Source organism: Thauera sp., assembly GCF_035444905.1.
In the GTDB taxonomy this organism is placed as follows: Bacteria; Pseudomonadota; Gammaproteobacteria; order Burkholderiales; family Rhodocyclaceae; genus Thauera.
This window is the reverse complement of the sequence record NZ_DAOMPS010000037.1, coordinates 1-26,317: the sequence shown is the minus strand read 5'-3', so window position 1 is coordinate 26,317 and position 26,317 is coordinate 1. Positions and strand designations below refer to the sequence as shown.

Sequence of the window (26,317 nt, the reverse complement as noted above, 5' to 3'; positions counted from 1 at the left end):
CGAGAGGGTGAAAGGAAGGGGGATCAACGGCTTGCGGGGTAAGTTGTCCGATCTGTATTCTGTACCCACGGTAGCGTTCCTGTCTGTTGTCTGTCCCCCGTTTTTCCCCGTTTTCGCCGTAGCCGTTGGGCTCACTCCAGGCTGGTGTCGACCATTGTCGGTCGTGTCTGGTGCCCATCTTGCGCACTTGCGCCCATCTCGCGCCCCCAGGCGCCCCCGATGGTCTCGACGGCCTCTCGTCCGAAGTCCGGCTGCCATTTGGCGTAGACGGCCTCGACCGTGGCAAGCGAGTCGCCGAGTAGCTTCGCGACGATCCAGAGCGGCACGCCCCGCCGCGCCATGTGAGTAGCGGCCGTGTGGCGGAGGACGTGCGGCGTGACCCGCGCGAGGCCGGCGTTCCGCGCCAGCGTCGTTAGCGCCGTGTTGACGTTCGCCGGCGAGTCGAGGACGTAGGGGCCGACCCGCTCCTCGTAGGCCCGCAGCAGGACGGCGCGGAGCCGATCGCTCATCGGGACGGCGGCGCGGCGCTTGTTCGACATCTGCTTTCGCCCGGGCGGCAGGAAGTCGATCGCGCCCGTCGCGAAGTCAACCTGGCCGGTGTCCCAGCGCAACTCCTGGATCGCGGTGCGGCGCGCGCCGGTGTCGAGGGCGAGGTAGACGAACCGCTCGGCGCGGCCCATGCGCCCGGGGCCTTCCGCGGCGGCGAGCAGCCGGTCTATCTCGGCGTCGTTCAGCCAGCGGTCGCGCGGGGGGCTGTCCTCGGGCGGGGTGATCGCCGGCACGTCGTCGCTGGTCAGGTGCCGCTCCTTCACCGCCGCGTTCCACGCCGCGACGAGGCAAACGACCTCGAGCCGGATCGTGGCCGGCGCCGCATCGCGGCCGGCGACGTAGCGGTCGATCGTGTCCTGCGTCACGTCGGCCGGGCGGAGCGGGCCGAACGTCGGCTCGAGGTGCCGCCAGAGGTAGCCGTGCCGCTCGGAGGTGCCATACTTCCGCTGCCACAGGTCGGCGCAGGTAAGCACCTGACCGCGGCCCGGGGCGTCGAGCAGGGTCAGCCACTCGTCGAAGTAGGCCGTCGCAGGAGCGATCGCTTTCTCGCGCGTGCTCTCGCGGCGGCTTCGGCGGCCCTCGGACCAGTGGATGTAGAAGACCCCGTTCTCCGCGGGCCGGAGCTCGTACCAGACGCCGGCGTGGAAGCGGCGACCACGAACGCGCGCAGCGCCTCCTCCGCGACCAGCACGGGACGGCCGGGCAGGAAGGGCAGCCGGCCGGAGAGCCGGAGCCGCTTTATCTTGCTCGTCGAACATCTCAATACCTCGGCGACTTCGGGCTCAGGTTCGGGGTGCCCCGTTGATTTCAAGCATGTGTACGGAGCTGTATGTCACGTCCGGGGCGGATATGTCAAGGCCCGACATACGATTTACGCGCCCCACCATACTTAGCGATGGACTTCCGTGGGATTCATCCTTAGCGTGTATTCGTATTTCGTCTTGACATATCAACCATCGGATGTGTAGGACAGGCAGAGTGAGTCGTCAGACAGACGCGACAGGAGCACCGCCGAATGCAAATCCCCCTCGAAGCCCTCGCACAAGTCTACTGGCGCACCAGCCACGAACTGCAGGAGGCCAAGCACGACGGCGACGCCCACGCCGAGGCCGAGGCGATGGTCGAGCTGCTCGACCTGGCCGGGTTCACGCAGCGCGCGAGCATCCGCGCCCGCTGCGGATCGCGAGTGCCGGTAGGCCGCATCGGCGCGCTGCGGCGGAAGTCGAGGGCCGGCGTGTGAGGGTTCTCGGCGTCGATCCGGGCGGGACGGGCGCGCTGGCGCTGCTCGCACCCGAGGAACTGCGAATCAGGGACATGCCTGTCTTCCTCGTGAAGCGCGGCAAGTCGTCGAAGCCCGAGCTCGACGTGCTCGCCCTCGACGACATCCTCGCGGCCTGGCGACCCGACGTGTGCTACTTCGAGCAGGTCGGCGGCATCCCCGGCCAGTCCGCCCCGGCCGCCTTCAACTTCGGACGAATCGCCGGCGCCGCCGAGGCCATCGTCAAGGCCAGCGGCGCCCGATTCGTTTTCGTGCCGCCGGCCGTGTGGAAGCGGGCGATGCACGTCCGCGGCGACAAGGACGAAGCGCGGGCGCTGGCGACCAACATGTTCCCTGCCAATGCGGCAGACTTCCGCCGCAAGAAGGACGACGGGCGGGCGGAAGCCGCGCTCCTCGCCGAGTACGGACGCCGGCTGGAGGCACCCTCGATTTTTTCTTGACCTCCGTGTCTGATGTATGCCACATAGCCGACATACGGACCCGACACTGACTGAAACGGATTTGCCCGCTGTGCAACTGACCTTCGAGGGCGACACGTTCGCCCACCTCCTCTCCGAAATCCGCAGGTTCCTCGACAGCCTCCCGGGCGACGCCGCCACGCAGGGGCTGCTCAACCTCGACGGACCGCTGCCCCCGGCCGTGAAGCGAGCGCCGAAGGAAGGCCGCGGAGCCAAGCCCACCCCCGAGCAGATCGCCGCGGCCATCAACGCCGAGGCCCCGCCCTGCACGCGCGAGGAAGTGGCCGAGGCCGCCCGCGCCTACGTCGCGAAGCACGGCGCCGCGGGGCTGCCCGCGGTGGTCGGGTATCCGAACCTCAACGCCATCCCCACGGCCGAACTCTGGCGTGCCAAGCGCGCGCTCGAGAAGGCCCTCACCGCCTAACCGCAAGGAGATCCCACCAGTGAGAATCGATATAGACGGCTTCTACGGAGCCGACGAATACGACCTGCTCGCCGAGTTCTTCGCCAAGGCGGCGACCTTGCGCCGCTTGCGCGAGGCCGCCGAGGATCAGTTCATCCAGGAGCAGATCGACGCCGCCGACGCCGAGGCCGTCGAGGAGACCGCCCCGCCCGAAGCGCCCGAGGCCCCGAAGCGCAAGCGGCGCACGAAGGCCGAGATCGAGGCGGCGAACGCCGACAATGCGGCGGATGCCGCTGCCAAGGAGCCCCCCGAGGAGCCGGCGCAGAACATCTCCGCCTCGCCCGAGGACCGGCAGGAACCGGCAGATCCCGAAGACGCCCCCGAGGCCGATGAGGCGCGGGCCGACTTCTTCGACGAAGAGACGCCGGCCGCGCAGGACGACATGATCGACGGCTACGCGATCACCTTCGAGGGGCTGCAGGCCATTATGCACGCCTACGTCGCCAAGTTCGACATGGCCGCCGCGCAGAAGAACGCGAAGTCCCTGTTCGGCGGCTTCAACAAGAGCAGCGAGGTCGCAGCCGCCGGCGAGGACGCGCTGCGGACGGCGATCGCCAACTTCGCCCGCGCCATCAAGACCGGCAAGGAGGTCTGACGCCGTGGATCACGGTCAGCGCGCCCATGCACAGTGGTCTGCCTCGGCGTCCGAGCGCAACTTCGCCTGCCCGGGCGCGCTGGCGCTGATCGAGCACCTCGGCCTTGAGGATCGGGAGACCCGCGCCGCCGCCTGGGGCACGGCCTGTCACCAGGTCGCGGAGCGGTGCCTCCGCTCGGGCGTCGATGCAGACGCGCACCTTGGCGCGCGGGAGAGCACGAAGGGGTTCTCGTTCATCTTCGACGAGGAGATGGCCGAATGCACGCAGGTCTTCCTCGACTACGTGCGCGGGCGGCTCTCCGAGTACGACCGCTGGTGTCGAGCGAATGGGGTCGACCCCGACGCGCCCGAGAACCGGGCGCAACTGCTGATCGAGCAGAAGTTCGACCTCGCCCCGATCGAGCCACCCTTCGAGGCGGGCGGGACGGGGGACGCCGTGCTGCTCTTTCCGGCGTGGGGGCTCATCGAGATCGTCGACCTCAAGACGGGCGGCATGTGGGTGGAGGCTACAGGCAACAAGCAGCTCCGCACCTATGCCCTCGGCGCCGCGATCGCAAACCCCGGCCCGTGGAAGCGCGTAAAGAGCACGATCGTCCAGCCGCGCGTGGGCGACACGCCCGTCCGCAGCGAGGAGATCGACATCTGCGACCTCCTCGACTGGACATCCGATCTGGTCGAGGCCATGCAGCGGTCGCGCGCCGCCTACGACACCTTCCCGGAGGGCGGCCTTGTGGAAGGGGACGCGGCCTCGGAGGCGTGGATCGCCGCCCACCTCAACCCCGGCGACCACTGCCGCGGCACCTTCTGCGCGGCGGCGGCGCGGTGCCCCGCGCTGCAGGTCAAGGTGCTGCAGGAGGCGCACACGTTCTTCTCGCCGGTCGAGGCCGGCGTCGAGGCCGTGGCGCCGCCGCCCGATCCGCGGTCGCTGCCGGTCCCCAAGATCGTCGGCATCCTCGACGCCGCCGACATGATCGAGGCGTGGCTCAACGCCGTGCGCCAGTACGCCCGCGAGCTCGTCGAGGCCGGGCAGGAGGTGGGGCCGTACATCCTCGTCGACAAGCGGGCGATGCGGAAGTGGAAGGACGAGGACACCCTCGCCGCCGACCTCAAGCGGCTCGTGCACCTCGAAGGGGAGGCGCTCTACGAGCGCAAGCTCAAGTCACCGGCGCAGATCGACAAGCTGGTCGGGAAGCAGGGGGCGAAGCTGATCGCCGACCTGTGGGCGCAGGAGAGCAGCGGGACGAACCTGGTGCGCTCCGACAAGACGACGCGGGAGAAGGCGTTGCCGCCCGCGCAGAAATTCTTCGAGTCAATCAAGGAGAACTGACAGTGGCGAAGAACAGGATGTACCGAACCGAGCGCTTCCGCGGCCCGCTGATGCGCATAAGCTATGCGTGGCAGCTCTTCACGCCGCGCGAGGCGGGCGAGAACAGCCGCGGCGGCTACGGCTGCACGCTCATCATGCCGAAGAAGGACGACTGGTCGTCGATCCAGGCGAAGATCAAGGAGTGCGTCACGAACCAGTGGGGCGACCGCGGCGCCGAGAAGTGGAAGCAGGGGCTCATCAAGAACCCGATCATCGACGGCGCCGGCAAGGAAGCCCGCAACAAGGAGACGGGCGACCTGCACCCCGGCATGGGCGAGGACGTGCAGTTCATCCGCGTCGCCTCCGGGGCCGATCGCCGGCCGCAGGTCTACGACCAGAATGTCGTGCTGCTGACCGACGCCGACGACTGCCCCTCGGGCTCGTGGGGCTATCCGGTGCTCAACGCCTACTGCTGGCACAACGACCAGAACGGCGACGGCGTGAGCTTCGGGATCGAGATGTTCCAGCTCGTGAAGAAGGCCGAGGGCGACGAGATCCTCGGTGGCGGCGGCCGCGCCAAGCCCGAGGACTTCTTCGAGGCCGTCGCGGGCGCGACGGGCGACAAGCCCGAATCGGCCGGCGATTTCTTCGGCTGACATGGCTGACGTGATCTCCGCAGAGGATCGCGCCCTGATCGACGCGCATATCCGCCGCCACGGCGTTGTGCGCGTCGCAACGGGCGTGTCGGGGCTCGCCCCCGACGACTCCGGCCCGACATGGTTCGCCGCAGCGCACCGCAACGCCGCGGCGCGGAGGCAGGCGCGGCGCGTGAAGGTGCTGCACCGCATCCGCGCCGGCGAGAGCCACGCTTCGATCGCCAAGGCGCTCGGCGCGTCGGCGTGGGCGGTGAGTGAGGACGTCAAGGCGCTGAAAGCGGAGGGGAAACTCCCCGCCAACTTGCGCAAAGGAGGAAAGCATGGCTGAAATTGGCGACAATTCGGAAAGCTACCGCGTCACGGCCGAGGAGCTTCGCGGCTTCATCGACCGCATCGAGCGGCTCGAGGCCGAGCGGAAGGAACTCGGCGAGGGCGTCAAGGAGGTCAAGGCCGAGGCCAAGGCCCGCGGCTACGACGTGAAGGCGCTGACGGCGATCCTGCGGCGGCGCAAGCAGGACCGCGAGGCCGTGTCGGAGCTCGACGCCCTGATCGACCTCTACGAAGACGCGCTCGGGATCTTCTCGTGATGTCGGGAATCCAGATTCTCGCCGGCGACAACCGCGTCTCGCTCGAGTGGCTGCCCAAGAACAGCATCGACGCCGTGGTGACGGACCCGCCGTACCTGCTGACGAGCATTGTCGAGAGGTTCGGGAAGGCGGGCAGCGCGCCCGCGCGCACCGAGAAGAACGATGGCTCGTTCTCCCGCTTGTCGGGGGGATTCATGAACAAGCAGTGGGACTCCCCCAACGTAGCGCTCCCTCCGATGTCGGCTGAGTTCGGACACTATATGGCCGGGTTCGTGGACGGGGAGGGGTGCTTTCACGTCCATAAGAAGCAGGTTAACGGCTGCGAGGCTTACGACTGCCAGTTTAGCATCACCCTCCGCGCCGACGACCGGGATATTCTTCGCGAGATGCAGGTCCGGCTCGGAGGGATCGGGTCGTTGGCAGAACGGACTCGGGACGGCGCAAACCCCCAGGTGCGATACTGCATAAGCTCCAAGGCCGACTGCCAAATCCTCCGCGCCGTTCTGAGCACCTTCCCCCTCCGCGCGAAGAAAGCACGGGACTTCGAGATCTGGTGCCACGCGCTAGACGCGTGGGTTAGCCATGAGCCGAAAAGCTCGTGGAGCGACGTTGCGTTCTACCGCGATCAGCTTATGCTCGTTAAAAGGTTCGGATCGCTCTACAAGCCCGAGCTGCTTCTCCACTATCAGTGGGCCAGCGGGGTCTATCGCGTCCTCAAGCCCGGCGGGTTTGTGTTCGCCTTCTCGGGCGCGCGGACGGGCCACTGGCAGGCGTGCGCGATGGAGCAGGCCGGCTTCATCATGCACCCGATGCACGCCTGGCTCTACGGCCAGGGATTCCCCAAAGGCCACGACGCCAGCAAGGCGATCGACAAGCACCTGGGCGTCGAGGGTAGCAAGGGCGGCGTTAAGCCCGGTCATGCCGACTTCCTTGGGCGCGACAATATCAAGTCGCTGCGCGAGGGCGGCGCGCTCTCCGGCAAAGGAGGCTACACGCGCCCGTGGATGTTCGACCCGGAGAAGGTGGAGTCCCAGCACTACACATACCTCCCCGGCTCCCCCGAGGCGCAGGCGTGGGACGGCTGGAAGTACGGCACGCAGACGCAGAAGCCGGCAATGGAGCCGATCTACCTCGCGCAGAAGCCCTACGACGGCAAGCCCGTCGAGAGCATCCTGAAATGGGGCGTCGGGGCGTTCAACATAGACGGCTGCCGGGTGGCGCTGCTGGACGGCGACTCACTCCATGCCGGAGTGCAGCACAGCGGCGGGGCGATCGACACAAGCGACACCGAAGGCGAGTGGGGGTTCAAGCGCGTCGACCGCGCACCAGGCCTCGGCCGCTACCCCGCCAACGTGCTGCACGACGGCTCGGACGAGGTGGTGGCGCTGTTCCCTGAGACGAAAAGCGGACAGTTGCTCCCGACGCACAACGTCAAGGCGTCGGAGAACGGCTCCATGTCCGGGGGCAACTATGCGGGTCGCGTCAAGAGAGAGTTCGGCGGCGACTCCGGCAGCGCCGCCCGCTTCTTCAACAGCTTCCCCGCCGACGACATTCCGTGGCCGCTGGCGTTCTACCACTCGAAGGCCGGCAAGGCGGACCGGGCGGGGTCCAAGCACCCCACCGTCAAGCCGATCGGCCTGCTGCGCCACCTGATCCGGCACATCTGCCCGCCGGGAGGCACGGTCCTCGACCCCTTCGCCGGCAGCGGCACGACGGCCGAGGCGGCGCGGTTGGAAGGCATGGCGTGCATCCTCATGGAGCAGGAAGCGGAGTACCTGGCGTTCCTCCGCAAGCGTTTTGCCGTGCCCGCCGTGTCTGATCCGTCAGACGACAAAGAGGACATCTTCACATGACGATCGACGACATCCAGGCCGAGATGACCGCGCACGACATGCAGGCCCTCACCGTCGCGTACGTCACGCTGCGCGGCGAGTGGCAGGCGAGCCTCCGGCCGCGGGGCGGCGCCGGGTGGCGCATAGCGACGGGCGCCACGATCGCCGAGGCCGTCGCCCGCTTGCTGGGCGTGGCGGTCGTGTCTGATTCGTCAGCGGACATTTTCGACTAATGCCCGCCAAGCGAAAAGACGAGCAGGCCGCGCGCATGGCTGCGGCGTACCTCTCGGGGCTGAGCCTGGCGGAAGTCGCGCAGATGTTCGGCGTGACGCGCCAGTCCGTACACCGGATGCTTGCCCGGCGCGACGTGCCTATGCGGCAGGCGACCCCCCGGCCCGCCGTCATCCGGGGCGGGGTCAAGTACACGCAGCGGCCGAACGGCTACTACGCACGCACGACCGGCGCGCGGGAGTACCTGCACCGCGACGTTTGGGAGGACACCAACGGCCCCCTCCCTCCGGGCTTCGACGTTCACCACGTCGACGAGGACAAGGCGAACTGCGCGCCGAGTAACCTCGACGCGCATACGCGCTCCGAGCACGGCCGGCGCCACGGATTCGGAGGGAACCAGTACGTCCCCTCACTCGGCCGGAGGCCGGGCAAGTGGTGAAGGCGTGGGCGTACTATAACGAAAAAGAACCGTTCTGCGTAGAATGGTTGCGGAACCTTATTCGGGCAGGGCACATCGCCCCCGGATACGTCGACGACAGGAGTATAGTGGATGTCGAGCCCGCTGATCTTGCCGGATTTACTCAGGCACATTTCTTCGCCGGAATCGGTGTCTGGTCCCTCGCGTTGCGGAGCGCCGGCTGGGGCGACGATCTCGCGGTATGGACGGGGAGCGCACCCTGCCAGCCTTTCAGCGCGGCAGGCAAAGGCGCTGGGTTTGCTGACGAGCGGCACCTCTGGCCCGCGTTCTTCCACCTCATCCGCGAGTGCCGACCTGAGCGAATCCTTGGCGAGCAGGTTGCGAGCAAGGACGGACTTGGATGGCTCGACCTTGTATTCGCTGACTTGGAAGACGCGGGTTACGCCCGCGGGGCGGTCGATTCCTGCGCTGCGGGGTACGGCGCCCCGCACATCCGACAGCGCCTCTACTGGCTGGCCTACGCCCACGACGCGCGACTGGAAGGACACGGCGGGGATGGCGACAGAGGCCGTCAACCCGGACGGCTCGCGGCGGAACCGCCTCGATCGCGTCGGGATGGTGGCGCAGCTCGCGGGATGGCCGACCTGCACGGCGCAGGACACGGGGCTCCCGTTGCCCCAGCACGCAGCCTTGGCGGGCTGGCCGACCCCGAACGCGGGGCCGCAGAACGACACGGATTCCCGCTGGCAGGACCGGCGGGCGGCGATCAAGGCGAAGGGGACCAACGGCAACGGATTCGGGATGACTCTGGGCATGGCGGCGACGCTCGCGGGCCCGGCCCGACTAACGGTTTCTGGCGAGATGCTGACTGGCTCGGATGCAGGGATGGAAAGTGGCGGCCAGCTAAGCCCGGATCATTCGTTCTGGCTCATGGGTATCCCGGCCGAGTGGGTAAACTTCGCGCCGCAGGGAACGCGATCGTTGCGCCGCAAGCGACTGCCTTCGTCGAAGCCGCCATCGACGTCCTCGATCTTCGACTAGCGGACATCTTCTCGTGACCACCAGGGAGTTCCTCTACATCGATCTGGAGACGAGAAGCGCCTGCGAGCTTCGCAAGTCGGGAACGCACCGCTACTTCGAGGACCCCACCACCGAGATCATCGTCGCCTGCTACGCCCTCGGCGACGGCCCGGTCGAGATTTGGTGGCCGGGGCAGGGCTGCCCCGAGGCCATCGCCGAGCACGCCCTCGCCGGCGGGAAGATCTCTGGCTGGAACGTCGGGGGCTTCGAGAAGATCGCCTGGGACGCGCTTCTAGGGCCACGTCACGGATGGCCGGTGCCGACGCTCGACCAGTACGACGACACGGCGGCCGCAGCGGCGGCTATGGGGCTTCCCCGCGGCCTGGGCGACGCGGCGCGGGCGCTCGGCTCTACGGCGCAGAAGGACGACGCCGGGCACAGGTTGATGCTCCAAATGGCTCGGCCGCGACGCCCGCGGAAGGGGGAGCCGACCGACCAACTCTTGTGGTGGGAGGACGACGACCGCCTCGCCCGCTTGGCCGCCTACTGCGCCGATGATGTCCGCGCAGAACGCGAAGTGCGGCGTCTGCTCGTCCCGCTCCCCCCGGACGAAATGGAGGCGTGGCGGTTCGACTGGCTGATGAACTCGCGCGGCGTCCGGCTCGACCTCGACCTGATCCACGCCATGCGCCGCATCACCGACCAGGCCAAGGAAGACCTCGACAAGCGCATGGCCGAGGCTACCGAAGGCGCAGTGACCGCCTGCACGCAGGTCGCCCGCATCGTCGCATGGCTGGCCGAGCAAGGCGCCGACATCCCGAGCCTCGCCAAAGCCCCGCTGGGCGATGCGCTCGAATCCAACGATCTGCCGGAGCACGTTCGAGCAGTGCTGGAGCTTCGCCAGTCGGCCGCCAAGAGCTCGACGGCGAAGCTCGACGCCATGCTGGCCTGCGTCTCGGCCGACGGCAGGGCGCGCGGGCAGCACCTCTACCACGGCGCCAGCACGGGCCGCTGGAGCGGCCGGTTGATCCAGTGCGTGACGGGCGAGCACGAGGTTCTGACCCGCGACGGCTGGCGGCGCATCGACGAGGCGGTAGGCGCTGCGGAGATCATGTGCTGGCGCCCCGGGGGGATGTTTTGGGGCACGGGGGAGATCAACCGCTTCCCCGCGCCGGAACGCATCGCCGTCGTCTCGGGCACTATGATCCGCGGGCGGTACACGCCCGACCATCGGATGCCGAACATCCTGCGCGGAGCCGTGGACGACTGGACCCCTGAGCGGCTCACGGGCGTCGTTCGCCGCGACGGGTTCCTCGTGGTCGACAGGGTGAACCAGCCTGAGTGCGAGATCCCCGACGACGCCCTGCGTCTGGTCGTGTCGTTCCAAGCGGACGGGCATTTCCGGGGCTGCCGGCCCCGAAAAGCAATCTGGCGCTTCGTCAAGGAGCGCAAGATCGTGCGCTTGCGGTCGCTGCTTCGGTCCTGCGGAATCCCCTTCGTCGAGAAGCGTCACGACTGCGCGCCGGAGGTGACACAGTTCGAGGTGGACGCCATCCCCGCCTGGCTCGTCAAGCGTTTCGGGCCGTGGGTGCTCGGCCTCTCCGCCCGGCAAGCGAAACTAACCTTCGAGGAGCTGGCGGAGTGGGACGGCTTCCGGCACCAGAAGAACGGCGCGGTGTGCCTCATGTCCCCCGACAAAGACCAGGTGGAGTGGATGGCCACAGTCGCGGCCTTGGCCGGTGTGCAAGCTACGCTTGCGCACTACCCCTCCGCTAAGTCCTTGCTGGGGCGCTGGGCGCTCTACGAGAGACAAAGCCGCACGACCAGCCTGCACCGGCGAGAGGTGGTTTTCGAGGCGAACGACGCTCCGGTCTACTGCCCCACGGTCCCCGGAGGGTACTGGCTGTGCCGCTACGGAGACCGCATCTACATTACGGGAAACACTCAAAATTTTCCTCGGGGCACCGGCACCGTCGACGACCCCGAGACGGCCGCGCCCGACTTCATGCTCGGCTCGGCCCCCTGGATCGCCCTCAACTACGGGGAGCCCATGTCGGCCGTCTCCGACATGCTGCGCTCCTGCATGGTGGCCTCCCCGGGGCACAGGCTGCTCGCTGCGGACTTCGCCAACATCGAGGGCCGCGTGACGGCGTGGCTGGCCGGGGAGCAGTGGAAGCTCGACGCCTTCCGCGCCGCCGACGAAGGCCGAGGCCCCGGCCTCTACGAGCTGACCGCCAGCCGCATCTTCAACTGCTACATCGGCGAGGTGTCGAAGCCCCGCCGCCAGGTCGGCAAGGTCGCCGAACTCGCCCTGGGCTTTGCCGGCGGCGTTCCGGCCTTCCACGCCTTCGCGCAGATCTACAACACCGACATGGCCGCGGCCTACGAGTCCCTGCGCGCATCCGTCGACGCCGAGACCTTCGACAAGGCGCAGCGCGCACACGCCCGCTGGTCGGCGGAGGGGCTGCTCGCCACCGACGTGATGAGCCGCGAAGCCTGGATCGCGTCCGACGTGACGAAGCGCATGTGGCGCGAGAAGCACCCGGCGACGACGGCCTGGTGGGATGCGCTCGCAGAGGCCGTGTTCGACGCCGTGGTGCATCCCGGGAAGATCACGCGCTGCGGCCGGCTCTCCTACGTCGTGCAGCGGGGGTTTCTCTGGTGCCGCCTGCCCTCCGGCCGATGCCTCGCCTACGGCTCGCCCGACGTGCGGCAGGTCGCGACGCCGTGGGGCGAGAAGCAGGCGACCCCGACCGCGCTGGGCGTCGACAGCAAGACGAAGAAGTGGCGGCGCTTCCCGCTAACCCGCCAGATTCTCTCGGAAAACCCCGTCCAGGCCGTGGCGCGCGACTGCATGAAGGACGGGATGCTCAACTGCGAGCGCGCCGGCTACCCGATCGTGCTGACCGTTCACGACGAGGCTGTGGCCGACACCCCGGAGGGCTTCGGCAGCCTCCCCGAGTTTGAAAGGCTCCTTTCAGACATGCCCGCCTGGGCCGAGGGGCTGCCTGTCGTCGCTACGGGCTTTGAAGCTAGGAGATACCGCAAGTGATGCACACGCAACAGCTCGAGGCTTTCGGCTACGACGCTTACGGGAACGCCCCGGACCTACTCGCTCCGAAGGACGCGGAAGCCATCGAAAACGGTAGCTGGCAACGAGCAGACCAGCACGCAACGTGCGAGCATTGCGGCCTGTTCTACCGGCAACACCCCGAGGTGCAGGGCGCACGCTGGCTGCGGCGAACTTGTCGCGCGGGGCTTGTGAAGCTCTGACGGATATTCGGTTGACGAGCGCCATACACCCGACATACATTATCTTAACGAATCAGACAAGAACCGGACGCAACCCATGGCTCTCTCCCCTCGCAGCATCACGACGATGCGCCTGCCCGCCGACCTGCTCGACGCGCTGACGCAGATCGCCACCCGCCGCGGCATGAGCCGCACGCGCCTGGTCGAGAAGGAGCTCGCCGCGTTCATCAAGCGCGAGCAGGCCCGCCCCGCCGACGACGCCGATCCGTTCGCATAGGAAAGCGCCCGTGCCTCATTTTCGAAAGAAGCCCGTTGTGATCGAGGCCCGACAGTTCCGCGCCGAGGACCTGGCGGAGATGGAGAGCCTGGCGAGATGGTGTGGGGGGCGACTGCGCGGGTACGCGCTTCCGTTGGATCAGCGAGTCATTCAGATCGACACCCTCGAAGGTGAGATGGAGGCGGACCCCGGGGATTGGATCCTCCGCGGGGTGAAAGGGGAGTGCTACCCCTGCAAGCCGGACATCTTCGCCATGACCTACGACCCGGCCGAATGACCCTCGACGACATCCGCGAAGCCTGCCCCGACCTTGGCTTCGCCCTCTATGCCTATGACCCTCGAGGCCCCGTGACGCTCGAGGTTCACGCCGCGGAGGGGATCTTCACCTTCCACGGCACCACCGAGGCCGAGGCGATCGCAGCGGCCTTTCCGCAGCCCAAGGAGGAACCCCATGTCGACATCTTCTCGTGACAGCCGCGCCATCGGCGTCATCGCCGCCCTCGGCCTGATCGCCTACGGCGTCGTCGTCGGCTTCGGCCTCGCGTGGCTGGTGCTCTAATGGCCCGCCGCCCCCGTCTCCGCAAGGACACCAAGGCCGATCACGTCCCGCCCGATCTGGAGGACGAGATCATGGTGCTCGCCCCGGACATAGGCGCGCGCGTCCTCGTCAGGTGCGCCCGGCTCCACGCGATGCTGTGGCTCGACAAGCTGCGGAAGGAACAGGCATGAGCCGCGTCCGCATCCAGGCCAAGGTCCGCACGAACCCGGACTTCTGCGCCGTGACCGCCGAGCTCGACAGGCTCGGCCTCCCGTGGGAGGTGCAGCCGCCGCGGGGGAAGGGCCACCCTCGGATGCTCATCGAGATCGCCGGCGTCACGCATCGCCGCCACATCGCCTGCACGCCGAAGCAGAATACTCCCGCAGCCGCGGCGCTCGTCGACCTGCGCCGCTGGCTGCGCGAGCGTGGAGTGGCGGTGTGACCGCTTGTCCCGGTCCATGCAGGAGGTGTATGGTATGCCGGCCAACATTCGGGCACTGCAGATGATGATGCGCCTCTCCCGCCTGTTGAACGGCCTGACCGGCGGCAGCTTCGACGAGATGTTCTGCTCGCGAATCTGGCGTGCCAGCTACGGCGATAGCCGCCTCGTGCGCACGATCGACGCGATCATGTTCCGCATCTACGGCGAGCGCGACCACTGCCGCAACTGCACCCTGTACGAGTTCCTGCGCAAAGCACCCGCCGACGAAGGCGAGGAGTAAACGTATGCCCACACCTAGACTGCCCCCCGAACGCCGCCTCCGTCTCAAGGAAGCCCTCGAAGCCGCGCTGCGCGACGGCTACCAGCCCTTCCGCCAGTCCGGCAGGGGCCGCGGATCGAGCGCGATGGAGGCCGCGCGTCGGGCGCCGGGCGAGACGCGCGGATCGGTGGAGAGGTTCATCCGCACCGAGGAGACGCGCGCGGCGCGGGGGGAGCCCAACTACCTCCCCGACTGGTCGCTCTTCGCGCTGCCGAGCGTCGCGCCCGCGGCCCCCGCGAGCCCGGTGCGGCGGTACATCCTTACGAGCGCGCAGGACGACACGGACGTTCACAAGGGCTTCCTCGCGAACCTGCGCGTCTACGCCGCCCGGCTCAACGCCGAGATCCTGATAGGCGGCTTCACCTACCAGAAAGCCCTCTACACCGACCACACGACGCGCACGGCGCTGTTCCGCGAGGAGCTGCAACCGTACATGCGCTTCGAGTCCGTCGACCTCGGCCCTGTGCTGTTCGCCGCCGAGATGAACACGCTGCCCACGGCCGACCGGCCGCTCTCCGGGCTCCAGACCTACGGCCGGGGGAAGTCGGTCGTCTTCCCGCACGCCAAGATCGCCCTCGAGGCCGTGCCGTCCATGCCGGGGACGCATCCCCCGATCGTGATGACCACGGGCGCGGTGACGGAGCCCAACTACATCCCGAAGAAGGCGGGGCTCAAGGCCGAGTTCCACCACGTCCTCGGCGCCACGGTCGTCGAGGTCGATCCGGTGGGCAACCACTTTTGGGCGCGCAGCGTCTCGGCCGACCGCAACGGCGACTTCCAGGATCTCGACGTGGTGGTCAGCGGCGGGGTGGTCCGTCCGGGCAACCGGGTAGCCGCGATCACCTGGGGCGACATCCACTGCCCGAGCGTCGAGCCCGCGGTCCTCGAGACGCTGTGGAGCGAGAGCGCCGGCAGCATGATCGAGGCGCTGCGCCCGCAGGTGCAGGTCTTCCACGACCTGATGAGCTTCGAGATGACCAGCCGCCACGTCGACGGCGACGCCATCCACCGCGCGCAGATGGTCTACTCCGGCCGCTCGAGCATCGAGGGGCAGGTGGCGCAGGGCGCGCAGTTCCTCCGCGCCACCGAGCGACCGTGGTGCCGCAGCGTCGTCGTCGAGAGCAACCACGACGAGCGGCTGCTGCGCTGGGCGAGGCGCGACATCGACCGCAACGACACCGAGAACGTTGCCTATTGGCACGCCGCGAACCTCGCACTCCTACTGGCGGCCAAGGCCGGGGACGAGGACTTCAACCTCGTGCGGCATTGCCTACGCTCCGCCGACGAGCGCGGCCTCGACACGATCGACTTCATCCCGGTCGGCGGGTCGATGGTGATCTGCCAGGACTCGGGCGGGATCGAGATCGGGATGCATGGGCACGCCGGGCCGAATGGCGCCCGCGGGACGCCGACCGGCTTCGCCCGCATGGCCTCGCGCCTGACGATCGGCCACATGCACGCCCCGCAGATCCACGATGGCGTCTACATCGCCGGCATCACCGGGGCGCTCGACCAGGGCTACAACCGCGGTCCCGGCGCGTGGCTGCACGCGCATGTCGTCCACTACGCGAACGGCAAGCGCACCCTCATCATTCAATCGGAGGACGGAAGGTGGAGACCTTGAAGCTGACGGCTGCCGTGCTTTCCCTCGGGCTGCTCGTCGCCCCGGCCTACGCGCAGGATGTCGGAGCCGGCGCGCAGGGGCAATGCGCCCCGCGTGACCGGCTGGTCGAGGCGCTGGGCGAGACGTTCGGTGAGAGCACGCGCGGTCTCGGCCTGTCCGACACCGGCAACGGCAACGTGATCGAGGTGTGGACCTCCGCCGAGGGATCGTGGTCGCTCGTCGTCAACCGCCCCGAGGGCACGTCCTGTCTCGCCGATTTCGGGCAGGGGTGGGCGCTCGTCCCGCAGGGGGAACCGGCGTGATCTACCTCGCATCCCCCTACTCCCACCCCGACCGGACCATCGAGCAGCTTCGCTACAAGGCCGCCGCCCGCGTCACGGCCAAGCTCATCACCCAGGGCCAGATCGTCTACTCGCCCATCGTCCACAGCCATGTGCTCGCCACCGAGTACGGCGTTCCCAACACGCACGAGATCTGGATGCCGCATTGCCTCGCCATGCTCGAGCGCGCCGACAACCTCTTCGTCCTGATGCTCGACGGCTGGGAGCAGTCGAAGGGCGTCCGGGAAGAGCTTGCCTGGTGGACTAAGCACCGGTCCATGCGCGCCCGCAAGTGGCTCAAGATCGAGGAGCTGGCGGCGTGAAGCGGCTCCTCTGGATCGCCCTGTTCTTCGCCATCGGCGCGCAGGCCGCCCTGGCGCAGCCCGTCATGGCCGACGCCGTGCCGCCCCTCCTCCGCGAGTTCATCCCGCCCGAGGAGGGCGAACGCATCGGCCGCATCGTCATCGAGAACGGCCTCGAGCAGATCGGCGTCCCCGAGCAGGACACCGCGTACCAGATCGTCGTCCCGACCGAGTGGGGCGACGTGACCTTCGACTACGTTTCGACATGGAACGGTCGCTGCGTCCCGGCCTGCCCGGATGTCGTCTCGGTCGCCGAGACCCCGCCCGGCTACATCGTCCGCCCCTTCGAGCTCACCATCGACGAGTTCGACACCGGCGTCTTCGAGATGCTCCGCTTCGAGGGCATGTGACGGTGCGCCTCGTCGCCTTCACCATTCGCAACGGCATAACGTGGAAGGTGCGCGTCGCGAGCGACTTCGTGACCGCGCTCCTCGCCCACCACGGCCACGAGGGCGCCTGGGGCTGGCAGATCCAGCCGAACGGGGACATTCGCGTCACGGTCCTGCGCACCTCGTTCGGCCCCGAGTTCATCGCGCCGACGCACAACATCGTCGGCAACGCATAGTGAGGAGAACAAAAACGGTGCCCGAACTTCCTGACGGAAATCCCAAGACCGCCTTCGGTCAGGCCAAACCCGGGCTGTCCGATGTCCCCACAACCGCGCTTCGGGAGCTCGGGGTCGTCATGCGACTAGGGGCGACGAAGTACGGCAGGTTCAATTGGCGGGCGGACGCGGTGTCGGCCACCGTCTATTACGACGCCGCACTCCGGCACATGATGGCGTGGATGGACGGAGAGGAATCCGACCCCGAGAGTGGGCAATCCCACTTGGCGCACGCTATGGCCTGTTGCGTAATCCTGATCGACGCCGCCGCCTTCGGGAAGCTGAACGATAACCGTGCCTGATCTGTCTGGAATGGCGGCCGACAACGGGCTACGGTAGGCCCTCCCGAAAAGAAAGAGGCGGCCCCCGCTGAAAAAGGCCGCCTCCCGTAGAGCGGAGCCGCTGATCTCCAATGCAAGATGTACCCGATGCCTCGTCCGCGTTCAACCATATATGGGGGCTCGGCTATCATCGCCTCGTTCCGATCATCCCGCCCGACGCTCCGCTGCACCCCGACTCAGGCATGGCGAAGCGCGCTGCGCGCGGCAAAGACCCCCGAGGGAAGGCTCCGGGCATTCAACGGCACGGCGGCTGGTGCGGCTTCGATTGGGTCCGGCACGAGAGCACAGCCGAGGACATCGAACGCTGGGCGGCCCAAGGCGCCGGCGTAGGCATCAAGCTGGGCGACGGCCTCCTCGCCATCGACGCGGACATCCTCGACGCCGATACGGCCCGCCGCGTCAGGGAATTGGCGCACGAGCGGCTGGGCGTGACCTCCCGCCGCGTGGGCCGTGACCCGAAGGCCCTCCTGCTCTACGCCCTCAACGGCGACCTCCCTTACCGCAAGCTGCGCCTGAACGACGGGCAGGCCGTCGAGGTGCTGACCGAAGGACGGCAGTTCGTGGCGGCGGGCATCCACCCGAACACCCGCAAGCCCTACGCCTGGCCGCGCGCCCTGCTCTCCCGAGAGGAACTCCCCGTCGTCACACCCGAGCAGGTCGACGCCTTCCTCGACGAGCTGGCCGAGATGCTGGGCGGTGAGGTCTACCAGGGCCACGAGGCGAGCACGGCCGACGCCCCGCCGCAGGAGCATCTCGTCGGCGACCCCGAGCTCGTCGCCAAGGCCATCAACAACCTGCCCAACAGGGACGCCGACTATCCGACCCGCGACGACTGGCTGCGCGTGGGCTACGCCATCAAGGCGGCGTTCGGCCCGGAGCACGAGCAGGACGCCCTCGACTGCTTCCACCAGTGGTCGGCACGCTGGGACGCCGGCAGCACCGATCCCGGCGACCTCGAGGCCGAGTGGGCGAGGATGAAGCCGCCGTACCGCGCTGGCGCCTCGTGGCTGTACGAGGAGGCCGAGAGGCTGGGCGGCTGGCAGGGTCGGGCGCTTGAGTTCTTCGAGCCCGTCAGCGGCTCGCTCAGCGGCGCTACGGGGGTGTCCGAAAAACGGACCACCTACGAGCTTCTGTCCGTCGACGACATCCTCAACCTCCCGGCGCCTGTGTGGCTCCTGCAGCGGCACATCCCCGAGTCCGGCCTCGGCTTCCTCTACGGCCGCCCCGGCTGCGGCAAGAGCTTCGTCGCCCTCGACATGGCGCTGCACATGGCCTACGGCCTCGAGGAGTGGCACGGCGACACGATCCGCACCCCGGTAGGCGTCAAGCAGCCCACGGTCCTCTACATCGCCAGCGAGGGCGTCTCGGGCTTCAAGGGCAGGGTAGGGGCGTGGTTGAAGTCGCGGTCGCTGCCCGAGGCCGAGAGCCGCTTCTACCTGATCCGCGAGAGCATCAACTTCATGAAGGCCGAGGATGTGGGGAAGCTGGTTGAGACCGCCCGCTCCGCCGGCCTCCCGCGCGTAGACCTGACGATCGTGGACACGGTGAGCCGCGCGCTGCCCGGGGCCGACGAGAACTTACAGAAGGACATGACGCTCTTCGTGTCGGCCTGCGACGCCGTGCGGCTGGAGCTGGGCGGCGGCGTGCTAGGCGTGCACCACGCGGGCAAGTCGGGCGACATGCGCGGTTCCACGGTGCTCCTGGGCGCAGGCGACTACGTGCTGCGGCTCAACCGCGGCGAGGGCGAGACGGTAGGCTCGTTGAAGTGCGAGAAGCAGAAGGACGGCCCGGACGGATGGGAGGACAGCTACGCCTTCCTGCCCGTCTCGGGGAGCCTCGTCGTCTCGCGCGTGGACGGCGAGACGCCCGTTGAGGACGCCGAGGTGGTCGACCCGTTCGCGTAGCTTCGCGACTGAAAATCGACCCCCGGCCCTAGCGTTACTCTCTCGGGGGCAGCCACGACCACAGGACCGTCCGGCCTCCCGCAAAGTAGATGACACATTCCTCGATCAAAAAGTAGATAACAAGAATCTGCACTATAGGGTATGTGGAGACCATGAGTTTACTCCCGGGGGGTGTCTGAATTTTTGGGGCAAACCTTTTTATACTTTTTCGGGCGCTGTGCGTCCAGCCGGAGGCCGGTGCGGCGCGTGTGCGTGATCGGCCGGGCACGCTCGAGGCGGGCGCCCGCGCGCCACTTCGCTCGGTAGCTCACTGGCAAGCCTCCGCTTCTGCCCGGACCGCCGCCCAGGGGATGCGCGGGCCAGGGCGCCCCGTCCGCGCCATCCATCGCGCCGTGAGCGTGTGCGCTTCGAGCTCGCGGGCGCCAAGGCAACCGGCCGGTTGCATCCAATGCGCTACCTCATGTAGCAGCACCGCATCGCGGTGCGCAGGCGGCAGCCATGTGGCGAGATAGACGACTCCACGGCTGTAGGCGCCATAGCGCGCCGGCACGTCGACGTAGGCGCCAGGGTCAGATACGAGCTCGACACGCGGCAGGGGCTTTCCTGCCGGGCGCTGCAGCCCCTGCGCCTCGAGCCATGCAACGGCGCGAGCTGGCGTCAGGGGCGCGGCAGCATGAACGGCGGTAGCCGCGCCCAGGAGCGCGGCAGCCGTTGCGATCGTGGTGAGGCGCATGTCTGGCGACTCCTCTTGTACGGAATCCACTATCGCACAAATGACATACAAGCGCAACAGGGGAAAAGAAAAGCCCCGCATGCGGGGCTTTCCTGCCGTTGCGGCATGGCGCGGTCTAGTCGTCAGGAAGGGTGTAGTGTACGGTCGCGACTCGATCGCAAAGCCGCTCCACATCAGCGATCGTTTCGGGGTCCTGCCCGTCCCGCACAAGCGGCACGGCCTCACTCCCGCCTATGTCGGCCCGATAAACGATATATCCGGTATCTCCCGGTAGGCGCGGAACCTCAGCATAGGTCCGACCAAAGGCTCCTAGACTTTCGTCTAGCCGCTGGCAAGCCTCGATCGGTGCCGGGCCGTCAAGGTCGCCTGTATCGCCCCATATGAAGCCCGAGTAGGCGTCAACGATGATGAATCGCGGCATGGTCTTTATCTCCTCTTCCGGCCCACCAGCGCCAGCACAACGGCGCAGGCGAGCGTTACGGTAGCGCCGGCCAGGATGGCCGGCAAGGAAAGCGCCAGTAAGGCGCCAAGGGAGAACAGCAGGATCATTCCCGCAACCCCTGCGCCAGCGCCGCGGCAAAGCCGATCGGAACATGGGTGCTGCGGTATCGCGTGAACTGCATTCGCCCGGCGCGCGCCCGCGCGGCGTAGATCCGCGCGGCCTGGTACGCCTCCCTGTCATTGCCGTAGAACGTCTGCAGGTGGTGCAACACGGGCGCCCCGTCGCGATCGGGGAGGTAGAGCGCCACCGCCCAGGCATGGCGCGAGAACGCGGCCAGGCCCTTCACCACGCGAGTCTCGTATCTCGGCGCCTTGCCCGCCGGAACCTCCCGGTAAACCTCGATTCGCGGCGCGGCGTGGTAGTCGAATCCATACATAGCGAATTGGTCTCCCGTGATTTCAGACGGCTTGCCACACGGCAAAGCCGGCGGTCTCGAGGTTCCGATCCCAGTGATAACCGCCGTCCTTGATGAGCGTGTCGCGGAACGCGCGCCACAGAGCGAGCTCGGATTCGCTGGCGCCATGCGTCAGCGGCGCAATCCGCGCCAGATCCTCGCGCTTGAGCTTGCGCGCCGCATCGGCACACGCGGCGGAACGCTTGTCGTACCCAAAGCCTCCGGCGAACCCCCGCACCATCGGCTCTCCGAGCCAATGAACGTAGGCATAGAGCCTCCCGGCGCCATCGGCCGGGAACTTGAACGCGATGGTTGCGACTCGCTTCCCCTCGTGCGCGACCACGAAGGCTGAGACGCGCGAGAAGGCCTTGTCGTGCTGGTCATAGATGCCCATGAGTCTTTCCCCCTTTTCAGACTTCGAACCGACGCAATGTCAGGCGGTGCATCGCATCCCGGCCGCGATCATACGCGCGGCTTCGCGGCGACTCCGGGTCTCCGTCGAATGTCAGGCCACACGAGTCGCGAAACTCGTAAGCCCCGAGAATGAAAGCGTAGAACACGGTTGTCTCTCCTCTTTTCAGACGTTGCGGGCGCGTTTGCTCGCCGCGGTCTCGCGCAGCACAACCGCCATGCCTTCACCAAAGGTCCGGCCGGTGAACTCCCGCCCGCCGACGCGCGCATAGGCTTGGTACATCCTCGATCCGACATAGCTGTTGACACGCCAGGACGTCCTGAGCGTAACCGTGCCGATCACGTCACCGGCCCAGGTGGTCAGGTCCCGCCCAAAGGCCGCTTGCGTGCCGCCCCACTTGCCCACATAGGCGACGAACGACTCGGGCGTGTTGTTGACGATCTCGTACTGCGCGACTCGGCCGCGCATGGCGTTGTCCACGGCCTTGTAGTCGGGATGCTCGATCACGGCGGTAGGGCAGGCGCCGCCCTTGCGCCAGTCGGGCCAGTTGGCACGCTTCGCGGCTTCGGCCTTGTCGACCAGCGCTCGTTCGCGCTCGTAAGTTTCGCGGTCAATCATTGGTCTTCCTCCCCTCAGAGATAGCGGCCGGCGGCGCGGTCGGTCCGCCCGTAGCGCCGCACAACGTCTAGCCGGTGCTCGGCGTAGCGCGCATCAATGGCGGCCATGCGGCGGTCATGCCCGGCCATGGCAGCGTTGGCCCGGCGCGTCAGCTCCTCACGGGCGCCCGGGACGGCGCGGCGGATGGCGGCCATCAAGCCGGGAAGCGGAATGGTCTGCAGGTTGTTCATGGTCAGAATCCTCTGTCTCTCGTGATTTCAGACGGAATCGGCATAGGCGCGGTAGACGGCGCGCGCTTCTGCGGTTGCGTTGGTGGCGTTCTCTGCGAAAAACCTCGCCATGCTACGGCGCTTGCTGGCGGAGCGCACCTGCGACTCCATCTCGGCTAGAATGGCGCGCGCATTGGCAGCGGTAAGCGGCTCCCGACGGCGCGCGGCTTCGATGGTACGGGGTTCGGCCGGACCGTCCAGAACGTTCATGGTCTGATTCTCCTCTCTGTCTGCCCGACCATCATAGCCTTATGACATACAATTGCAACGGCTATCGACGACGGCGCATGTGTATGTTAGACAAGTCATGTCAAGTGATTAATCACGCGGAGTGAGCAAATGCCCGTCAAGCCAATAACTCGCAGGCAAAAGGCGTACATCAACGCCTTGGCCATGACTGGCGTCCAGGAGTACGCCGTTGGCGTTGCTGGATATTCTGCCAGTCCGCCCATGACCGATCGCATGCGCCAGGAGCTCGACTCCGTAGTCATGAACTATCTTGTCAAGGAGGGCGTTCCCGACGCTATCGGGGTGCTCAAGCGGGCGATGAACCCGGAAAGCGATATGCGGCACCAGATTGCAGGAGCCGCCAAGGTCTTCGATATATATCAACGAGTTACGGAGAGACTGAAGGATGGGGCCGATGTTGGCACGGATCTTGCATCGGCCTCGCCTGAGGATTTGGCGCGTCTCGGCGCGGACCTCGAGGCGCAGTTGCAGGCACTCCACACGGCTAAAGCTGACCGAGCGGTCGACGTTACGCCATCAACGGATGTGATAGATGATGCCGAAACTATCACGGATGTTGATCCATTCGAGTGATGTGCGCATAGGGGGGTGCGCATCGTCGTCTAACCCTTTGATGGGGTTGAGAAAGCTACTGTACTGACGATACTGTTGCAGGCGCATCGAGCTTGTCGAGCTCGGCTCCGGCGCGGCGTCGACGCCAGGCGCGGCGGCCTCGAGGCGCCAGCCACCCCCCGGGCTACGGCCTCGATTTTCCCCGAAAGCGGGCGCTGGACACCCATACAAAAATGCGCCCGGAACGACCTTTTCTGACATACACGGCCGTTACGACCGCCCCCGGTTGACAGCGTAGGGTAGGGCGATTTTGGGCTACCCTACCCCCTACGCGGCGGCCTCCTCGAGAGCGTAGGGTAGGGGCTTTCTTATGGCTCCCCCTTTAGGGGGCCAGAAGCCCTAGCCCTATCGCCGAGGCCCGATCAGCCGTAAAGGAGTGCGAACCCCCTTGCCCGACCCCTACCCCGTCTGGTATGTATGATGTATAGCAACAGACAGGAGATGGACGTTGGCCGACGAAGCGATGGTCTGCGACGACTGCGGCGCCTCGACCGGGGTGCGCAACTACGTGAATTACACGACCAAGGTGCGGTCGAAGCTCTGCGGCCCGTGCTGCTCGATCCGCAACCACCCACGCAATCGCATCCCCGAGGAGTGGGCGGCTTGGCAGGCGTCGCGGAAGAAGAACGCCGAGACGTTCGCCCCCGAAGCGAAGCCTCTCCCCGCGGTGCTCGACCCGAACGTGATCGCCGCGGCAGCGCAGCGGCTCGTCAGCGAGGCGGCCCGGCTCGAGCACCCGGCGCCGCACCCGAACAGCCCGCTGTGGGTGGGGCGCGACCTCGAGGTGGAGGGCTGGGAGCGGCGAGTGCTCGTCAAGGCCGTGCAGCAGGCGATCGACGATGGCCTCCTCGAACTGGCCCGCTACCGCGACGATTGGGGGAACCGGAAGCGGGAGCTCCGCGCGGCGACCGCAACGCCCGACCCGTTCGCCTAGGCTTGACGCCGCCCGATTCGTCTGCCATACAGCCCGGACCCACACTGGGCCACCAACACTGCCTCCCTGACTTGCCCCGCGGCTGCCACCGCGGGGCTTTTTCGTGCCCCGTTGACGCGCAGCCCCGTGTCGGATTATGTTGGCCGACGAATCCAGCCAAGGACCAGACGCCGTGGCCCGCCGAATCGCCATCGTCATCGGACACAACTCGAAAGCGCCGGGCGCCGTGCGCGCCTCGGACGGCGTGAGCGAGTACGTCTGGAACGGCAGGCTCGCCGACGAGATCCAGAACCTCGACCCGGCCAACGTGAGGGTGTTTCGCAGGCTCCCCGCGGCCTCCTACGGGGCCGAAATCCGCAAGGTCTACGCCGAGGTCGACGCATGGCCGGCCGACGTGTCGTGCGAGCTGCACTTCAACTCCTCGGTCCGCGGGGCGAGCGGCACCGAGACGCTCTACGCGACCAATTCGGGCAAGGCCGTCGCACTGGCGGTCCAGGCGCAGATGGTTTCGGCGCTCGGGCTCAAGGATCGGGGGCTCCTGCACCGCGCCACGGGCAACGGCTCGCAGGCGCTGCTTGCAGGCAAAGCGCCTGCGGTGCTCGTGGAGCCCTATTTCGGGTCGAATCTCGCCGATTGCGCCCGTGCCGACGAGCGGTTCGTCCTGCTGGCGCGAGCGATCTTTTCCGGGCTCGGCGGAGAGCCCGCCCCGAGCTCCGCGCCCATCCCGCCCGTCCAGGCGACCCTCGAAGAGCGCGTTTCGGCGCTCGAGGATCGCCTCGACGCCGCCGGAATCTGAGGAGGAAAGCCTCGTGATTACCAATTTCGTCGCCGGCCAGGAGAAGTTCTTCGTCACCGTGCTCGGGGCGCTGCAGGCGCTGCTCGCGGCCGACGTTTTCGGCCTCGACCCGAACATCAACACCGGCCTGATCGGGCTCATCGTCCCGATGATCGCGTGGCTGACCGCCAACACGAAGAAGGAGGGCTGATCGTGCCGAACCTGATCCTGCTCTGGATGGCCGGGGTCGCCGTCGCGCTCGGCGCCTGCTCCGGCATCGACCTGGCCACGCCCGAGGGGCAGTGCAAGGCGTCGCGCATTGGCAACCTCGTGCTTGACAGCGAGGCTCCCGCCGACGCCGACATGCAACGCCGCGGCGATCTCGTCGAGACGATCGCCTGCCCGCCGGAGGAGTGATCCAGTGGCCGTCTCGACGCCCTCCACGATCGACGACCGCGACTGGTACACGGCCGCCGTTGGCGCCGCCGAGACGCTGCTGACGAGCAACGGCAACGGGTTCTACTACCTGATCGCCGAGAGCAAGCCCTCCGACGCGCTCAGGATCGGTCACGTCGTCGATGGGTTCACCAACGAGCCCGTCGTGACCCTCGCCGGCGAGACGCTCTACGTGCGGTCGCGCTCCGGCGCGATCACGCTCGTAGCCACCATCGACACGGGAGACTGATATGGGCCGCTTCGGGGGCTTCAGGGGCGGCGGGGCGCTGGGGTCCGTCAGCCCGAGCAGCGTGGCCGCCGCAATCGTAGCCATCGACGGGGGCGGCGACGGCGCCGTGGCCGTAGATGACGGCGAGGTCGTCAAGAAGCCCATCTTCGACACTACAGGCGCGACCAACTGTAGCTGGGGCTTCGACGCCGCGGGCGACTTCTGGCTGCCGACCTATGCCGAAACGCTCACCGCCCTCGCATCGGTCGCTGCCACCGTGCCCGTCACCGGCTCCGGTGAGAAGGACGTCACCGTCACCGCCGCGACGACGAACATCCGCATCGCCCCGACCGGCGGGAACATGACGATCGACCAGGTGACCGGCCTCTACATGGGCCAGGCCATCAACGTCACGCTGGTTCAGGACAGCACCGACCGCACCCTCGCCCTCGCCGGCGGCTCGAACGCCGTGCTCGGCCACGCTGACGCGCTCGACATGCCCTCGGGCTCCGGCGAGGTCGCCCGCGGTCTCCTCGTCGGCATGGACGACGGCACCGGCGCGATCGTGCCGCACTTCTTCGCGGTGGATCTCGACTGATGCCCACTCCCGGGAACAGCGCGCGGCTCCTGCAACTGGTGCGGCGCGGCGGCGGCACCCCCGCTGCGCCGACCTTGAGCAATGCGGTCGACGCCGCCAACGGACCCACGGCCGCCACTGGCTCGGTCGATACCACCGGCGGCGACGGGACGCTCTACGTGGTCGCGATCCCGGCGGGGG

44 protein-coding genes and 1 pseudogene are annotated in these 26,317 nt (G+C 67.6%); 36 read left to right on the top strand and 9 right to left on the bottom strand.

All coding sequences use genetic code 11. From position 1 onward, the window contains the following. Positions 1-131: 131 nt before the first annotated feature. Together PLC66_RS22915 and PLC66_RS22910 are read right to left on the bottom strand one after the other, a co-directional pair. Entirely contained in the window at positions 132-782 is a 651-nt protein-coding gene (locus PLC66_RS22915) for a tyrosine-type recombinase/integrase (RefSeq protein WP_503012223.1), read from the bottom strand. A gap of 269 nt (positions 783-1,051) precedes the next feature. Further along, positions 1,052-1,312: a hypothetical protein gene (locus tag PLC66_RS22910; RefSeq protein WP_503012222.1), complete on the bottom strand. Its 261-nt coding sequence runs from the start codon at positions 1,310-1,312 to the stop codon at positions 1,052-1,054. 252 nt (positions 1,313-1,564) lie between these two features. On the opposite strand from PLC66_RS22910, the gene PLC66_RS15570 reads away from it, so the two are divergent. From PLC66_RS15570 to PLC66_RS15435, 28 genes and pseudogenes are all read left to right on the top strand, one after another. Beyond that, positions 1,565-1,789, top strand: coding sequence for a hypothetical protein (locus tag PLC66_RS15570; protein ID WP_324542015.1), 225 nt, complete (start codon positions 1,565-1,567; stop codon positions 1,787-1,789). Next, positions 1,786-2,268 carry a RuvC family protein gene (locus tag PLC66_RS15565; RefSeq protein ID WP_324542013.1) on the top strand — a complete coding sequence of 161 codons (483 nt, stop codon included), beginning with the start codon at positions 1,786-1,788 and terminating at the stop codon, positions 2,266-2,268. Before PLC66_RS15570 ends, PLC66_RS15565 begins: the two co-directional genes overlap by 4 nt. Positions 2,269-2,338: 70 nt before the next feature. Then, on the top strand, positions 2,339-2,710 hold the full coding sequence (locus PLC66_RS15560; protein WP_324542012.1) for a hypothetical protein: 372 nt from the start codon (positions 2,339-2,341) through the stop codon (positions 2,708-2,710). 19 nt (positions 2,711-2,729) lie between these two features. Continuing rightward, the gene (locus tag PLC66_RS15555; protein ID WP_324542010.1) at positions 2,730-3,344 is read left to right on the top strand and encodes a hypothetical protein; all 615 of its coding nucleotides are present in this window, start codon (positions 2,730-2,732) and stop codon (positions 3,342-3,344) included. Positions 3,345-3,348: 4 nt separating this feature from the next. Beyond that, the gene (locus PLC66_RS15550; protein ID WP_324542008.1) at positions 3,349-4,671 is read left to right on the top strand and encodes a DUF2800 domain-containing protein; all 1,323 of its coding nucleotides are present in this window, start codon (positions 3,349-3,351) and stop codon (positions 4,669-4,671) included. A 2-nt stretch (positions 4,672-4,673) separates the two neighbouring features. Continuing rightward, positions 4,674-5,306 (top strand): ssDNA-binding protein, encoded by a 633-nt coding sequence (locus PLC66_RS15545; RefSeq protein WP_324542006.1) that lies wholly within the window; start codon positions 4,674-4,676, stop codon positions 5,304-5,306. Between the two features lies 1 nt (position 5,307). Next, positions 5,308-5,634 carry a hypothetical protein gene (locus PLC66_RS15540; RefSeq protein WP_324542004.1) on the top strand — a complete coding sequence of 109 codons (327 nt, stop codon included), beginning with the start codon at positions 5,308-5,310 and terminating at the stop codon, positions 5,632-5,634. Then, positions 5,627-5,893: a DUF2312 domain-containing protein gene (locus PLC66_RS15535; RefSeq protein WP_324542002.1), complete on the top strand. Its 267-nt coding sequence runs from the start codon at positions 5,627-5,629 to the stop codon at positions 5,891-5,893. Before PLC66_RS15540 ends, PLC66_RS15535 begins: the two co-directional genes overlap by 8 nt. Next, positions 5,893-7,746, top strand: coding sequence for a DNA methyltransferase (locus PLC66_RS15530; RefSeq protein ID WP_324542000.1), 1,854 nt, complete (start codon positions 5,893-5,895; stop codon positions 7,744-7,746). The genes PLC66_RS15535 and PLC66_RS15530 overlap by 1 nt, the downstream gene beginning before the upstream one ends. After that, entirely contained in the window at positions 7,743-7,958 is a 216-nt protein-coding gene (locus PLC66_RS15525; RefSeq protein ID WP_324541998.1) for a hypothetical protein, read from the top strand. The genes PLC66_RS15530 and PLC66_RS15525 overlap by 4 nt, the downstream gene beginning before the upstream one ends. Then, positions 7,958-8,395 (top strand): HNH endonuclease, encoded by a 438-nt coding sequence (locus PLC66_RS15520; RefSeq protein ID WP_324541996.1) that lies wholly within the window; start codon positions 7,958-7,960, stop codon positions 8,393-8,395. Before PLC66_RS15525 ends, PLC66_RS15520 begins: the two co-directional genes overlap by 1 nt. Beyond that, positions 8,389-8,898, top strand: a pseudogene (locus PLC66_RS22905) (DNA cytosine methyltransferase); the annotation flags it as partial. The gene PLC66_RS15520 and the pseudogene PLC66_RS22905, both read left to right, overlap by 7 nt. Before the next feature lie 31 nt (positions 8,899-8,929). Beyond that, entirely contained in the window at positions 8,930-9,415 is a 486-nt protein-coding gene (locus PLC66_RS15515) for a hypothetical protein (protein ID WP_324541994.1), read from the top strand. A gap of 13 nt (positions 9,416-9,428) precedes the next feature. Further along, the gene (locus PLC66_RS15510) at positions 9,429-12,446 is read left to right on the top strand and encodes a DNA polymerase family A protein (RefSeq protein ID WP_324541992.1); all 3,018 of its coding nucleotides are present in this window, start codon (positions 9,429-9,431) and stop codon (positions 12,444-12,446) included. Continuing rightward, the gene (locus PLC66_RS15505; RefSeq protein WP_324541990.1) at positions 12,446-12,667 is read left to right on the top strand and encodes a hypothetical protein; all 222 of its coding nucleotides are present in this window, start codon (positions 12,446-12,448) and stop codon (positions 12,665-12,667) included. The genes PLC66_RS15510 and PLC66_RS15505 overlap by 1 nt, the downstream gene beginning before the upstream one ends. Before the next feature lie 76 nt (positions 12,668-12,743). Further along, entirely contained in the window at positions 12,744-12,923 is a 180-nt protein-coding gene (locus PLC66_RS15500) for a ribbon-helix-helix domain-containing protein (RefSeq protein WP_324541988.1), read from the top strand. Between the two features lie 37 nt (positions 12,924-12,960). Next, positions 12,961-13,200: a hypothetical protein gene (locus tag PLC66_RS15495; protein WP_324541986.1), complete on the top strand. Its 240-nt coding sequence runs from the start codon at positions 12,961-12,963 to the stop codon at positions 13,198-13,200. Further along, complete coding sequence (locus PLC66_RS15490; protein ID WP_324541985.1) at positions 13,197-13,394, top strand: hypothetical protein; 198 nt, start codon at positions 13,197-13,199, stop codon at positions 13,392-13,394. The genes PLC66_RS15495 and PLC66_RS15490 overlap by 4 nt, the downstream gene beginning before the upstream one ends. 87 nt (positions 13,395-13,481) lie before the next feature. Continuing rightward, a complete protein-coding gene (locus PLC66_RS15485) occupies positions 13,482-13,652 on the top strand; it encodes a hypothetical protein (RefSeq protein WP_324541984.1) in 171 nt (56 codons plus the stop codon). Further along, positions 13,649-13,903: a hypothetical protein gene (locus tag PLC66_RS15480; RefSeq protein WP_324541983.1), complete on the top strand. Its 255-nt coding sequence runs from the start codon at positions 13,649-13,651 to the stop codon at positions 13,901-13,903. The genes PLC66_RS15485 and PLC66_RS15480 overlap by 4 nt, the downstream gene beginning before the upstream one ends. Positions 13,904-13,937: 34 nt before the next feature. Further along, complete coding sequence (locus PLC66_RS15475; RefSeq protein WP_324541981.1) at positions 13,938-14,183, top strand: hypothetical protein; 246 nt, start codon at positions 13,938-13,940, stop codon at positions 14,181-14,183. Between the two features lie 4 nt (positions 14,184-14,187). Next, positions 14,188-15,846: a hypothetical protein gene (locus tag PLC66_RS15470; RefSeq protein ID WP_324541979.1), complete on the top strand. Its 1,659-nt coding sequence runs from the start codon at positions 14,188-14,190 to the stop codon at positions 15,844-15,846. Continuing rightward, positions 15,834-16,148 (top strand): hypothetical protein, encoded by a 315-nt coding sequence (locus PLC66_RS15465; RefSeq protein WP_324541977.1) that lies wholly within the window; start codon positions 15,834-15,836, stop codon positions 16,146-16,148. Before PLC66_RS15470 ends, PLC66_RS15465 begins: the two co-directional genes overlap by 13 nt. After that, on the top strand, positions 16,145-16,489 hold the full coding sequence (locus PLC66_RS15460) for a DUF1937 family protein (protein ID WP_324541975.1): 345 nt from the start codon (positions 16,145-16,147) through the stop codon (positions 16,487-16,489). The genes PLC66_RS15465 and PLC66_RS15460 overlap by 4 nt, the downstream gene beginning before the upstream one ends. Continuing rightward, on the top strand, positions 16,486-16,878 hold the full coding sequence (locus PLC66_RS15455) for a hypothetical protein (RefSeq protein WP_324541974.1): 393 nt from the start codon (positions 16,486-16,488) through the stop codon (positions 16,876-16,878). Before PLC66_RS15460 ends, PLC66_RS15455 begins: the two co-directional genes overlap by 4 nt. Next, positions 16,875-17,093 (top strand): hypothetical protein, encoded by a 219-nt coding sequence (locus PLC66_RS15450; RefSeq protein ID WP_324541972.1) that lies wholly within the window; start codon positions 16,875-16,877, stop codon positions 17,091-17,093. Before PLC66_RS15455 ends, PLC66_RS15450 begins: the two co-directional genes overlap by 4 nt. Before the next feature lie 17 nt (positions 17,094-17,110). Next, positions 17,111-17,434: a dATP/dGTP diphosphohydrolase domain-containing protein gene (locus tag PLC66_RS15445; RefSeq protein WP_324541970.1), complete on the top strand. Its 324-nt coding sequence runs from the start codon at positions 17,111-17,113 to the stop codon at positions 17,432-17,434. A gap of 110 nt (positions 17,435-17,544) precedes the next feature. Continuing rightward, complete coding sequence (locus PLC66_RS15435; RefSeq protein WP_503012221.1) at positions 17,545-19,377, top strand: AAA family ATPase; 1,833 nt, start codon at positions 17,545-17,547, stop codon at positions 19,375-19,377. A gap of 307 nt (positions 19,378-19,684) precedes the next feature. On the opposite strand, the gene PLC66_RS15430 is transcribed toward PLC66_RS15435, so the two are convergent. The 7 genes from PLC66_RS15430 to PLC66_RS15400 all read right to left on the bottom strand — a co-directional run bounded on the left by PLC66_RS15430 (position 19,685) and on the right by PLC66_RS15400 (position 22,515). Beyond that, on the bottom strand, positions 19,685-20,110 hold the full coding sequence (locus PLC66_RS15430) for a hypothetical protein (RefSeq protein WP_324541964.1): 426 nt from the start codon (positions 20,108-20,110) through the stop codon (positions 19,685-19,687). Between the two features lie 426 nt (positions 20,111-20,536). Then, the gene (locus tag PLC66_RS15425) at positions 20,537-20,659 is read right to left on the bottom strand and encodes a hypothetical protein (protein WP_324541962.1); all 123 of its coding nucleotides are present in this window, start codon (positions 20,657-20,659) and stop codon (positions 20,537-20,539) included. Continuing rightward, a complete protein-coding gene (locus PLC66_RS15420; protein WP_324541960.1) occupies positions 20,656-20,988 on the bottom strand; it encodes a hypothetical protein in 333 nt (110 codons plus the stop codon). The genes PLC66_RS15425 and PLC66_RS15420 overlap by 4 nt, the downstream gene beginning before the upstream one ends. 22 nt (positions 20,989-21,010) lie before the next feature. Next, positions 21,011-21,400, bottom strand: coding sequence for a hypothetical protein (locus PLC66_RS15415; protein ID WP_324541958.1), 390 nt, complete (start codon positions 21,398-21,400; stop codon positions 21,011-21,013). A gap of 183 nt (positions 21,401-21,583) precedes the next feature. Next, a complete protein-coding gene (locus tag PLC66_RS15410; RefSeq protein WP_324541957.1) occupies positions 21,584-22,036 on the bottom strand; it encodes a hypothetical protein in 453 nt (150 codons plus the stop codon). A gap of 14 nt (positions 22,037-22,050) precedes the next feature. Beyond that, the gene (locus PLC66_RS15405; RefSeq protein WP_324541955.1) at positions 22,051-22,266 is read right to left on the bottom strand and encodes a hypothetical protein; all 216 of its coding nucleotides are present in this window, start codon (positions 22,264-22,266) and stop codon (positions 22,051-22,053) included. A 27-nt stretch (positions 22,267-22,293) separates the two neighbouring features. Beyond that, on the bottom strand, positions 22,294-22,515 hold the full coding sequence (locus PLC66_RS15400; protein WP_324541952.1) for a hypothetical protein: 222 nt from the start codon (positions 22,513-22,515) through the stop codon (positions 22,294-22,296). Positions 22,516-22,644: 129 nt separating this feature from the next. Between PLC66_RS15400 and PLC66_RS15395 the strand changes: the two genes are divergently transcribed. From PLC66_RS15395 to PLC66_RS15360, 8 genes are all read left to right on the top strand, one after another. Continuing rightward, complete coding sequence (locus tag PLC66_RS15395) at positions 22,645-23,127, top strand: hypothetical protein (RefSeq protein WP_324541950.1); 483 nt, start codon at positions 22,645-22,647, stop codon at positions 23,125-23,127. A 487-nt stretch (positions 23,128-23,614) separates the two neighbouring features. Beyond that, the gene (locus PLC66_RS15390) at positions 23,615-24,100 is read left to right on the top strand and encodes a hypothetical protein (RefSeq protein WP_324541948.1); all 486 of its coding nucleotides are present in this window, start codon (positions 23,615-23,617) and stop codon (positions 24,098-24,100) included. Positions 24,101-24,272: 172 nt separating this feature from the next. After that, entirely contained in the window at positions 24,273-24,896 is a 624-nt protein-coding gene (locus PLC66_RS15385; RefSeq protein WP_324541946.1) for an N-acetylmuramoyl-L-alanine amidase, read from the top strand. Positions 24,897-24,909: 13 nt separating this feature from the next. Then, positions 24,910-25,086, top strand: a complete 177-nt coding sequence (locus PLC66_RS15380; RefSeq protein WP_324541944.1) for a hypothetical protein — start codon at positions 24,910-24,912, stop codon at positions 25,084-25,086. Positions 25,087-25,088: 2 nt separating this feature from the next. Then, complete coding sequence (locus tag PLC66_RS15375) at positions 25,089-25,292, top strand: hypothetical protein (RefSeq protein WP_324541942.1); 204 nt, start codon at positions 25,089-25,091, stop codon at positions 25,290-25,292. A 4-nt stretch (positions 25,293-25,296) separates the two neighbouring features. Then, the gene (locus PLC66_RS15370; RefSeq protein WP_324541940.1) at positions 25,297-25,560 is read left to right on the top strand and encodes a hypothetical protein; all 264 of its coding nucleotides are present in this window, start codon (positions 25,297-25,299) and stop codon (positions 25,558-25,560) included. A gap of 1 nt (position 25,561) precedes the next feature. Further along, positions 25,562-26,137: a hypothetical protein gene (locus PLC66_RS15365; protein WP_324541938.1), complete on the top strand. Its 576-nt coding sequence runs from the start codon at positions 25,562-25,564 to the stop codon at positions 26,135-26,137. Then, the coding region (locus PLC66_RS15360; protein ID WP_324541936.1) for a hypothetical protein at positions 26,137-26,317 on the top strand (181 nt) is incomplete at its 3' end. The genes PLC66_RS15365 and PLC66_RS15360, both read left to right, overlap by 1 nt.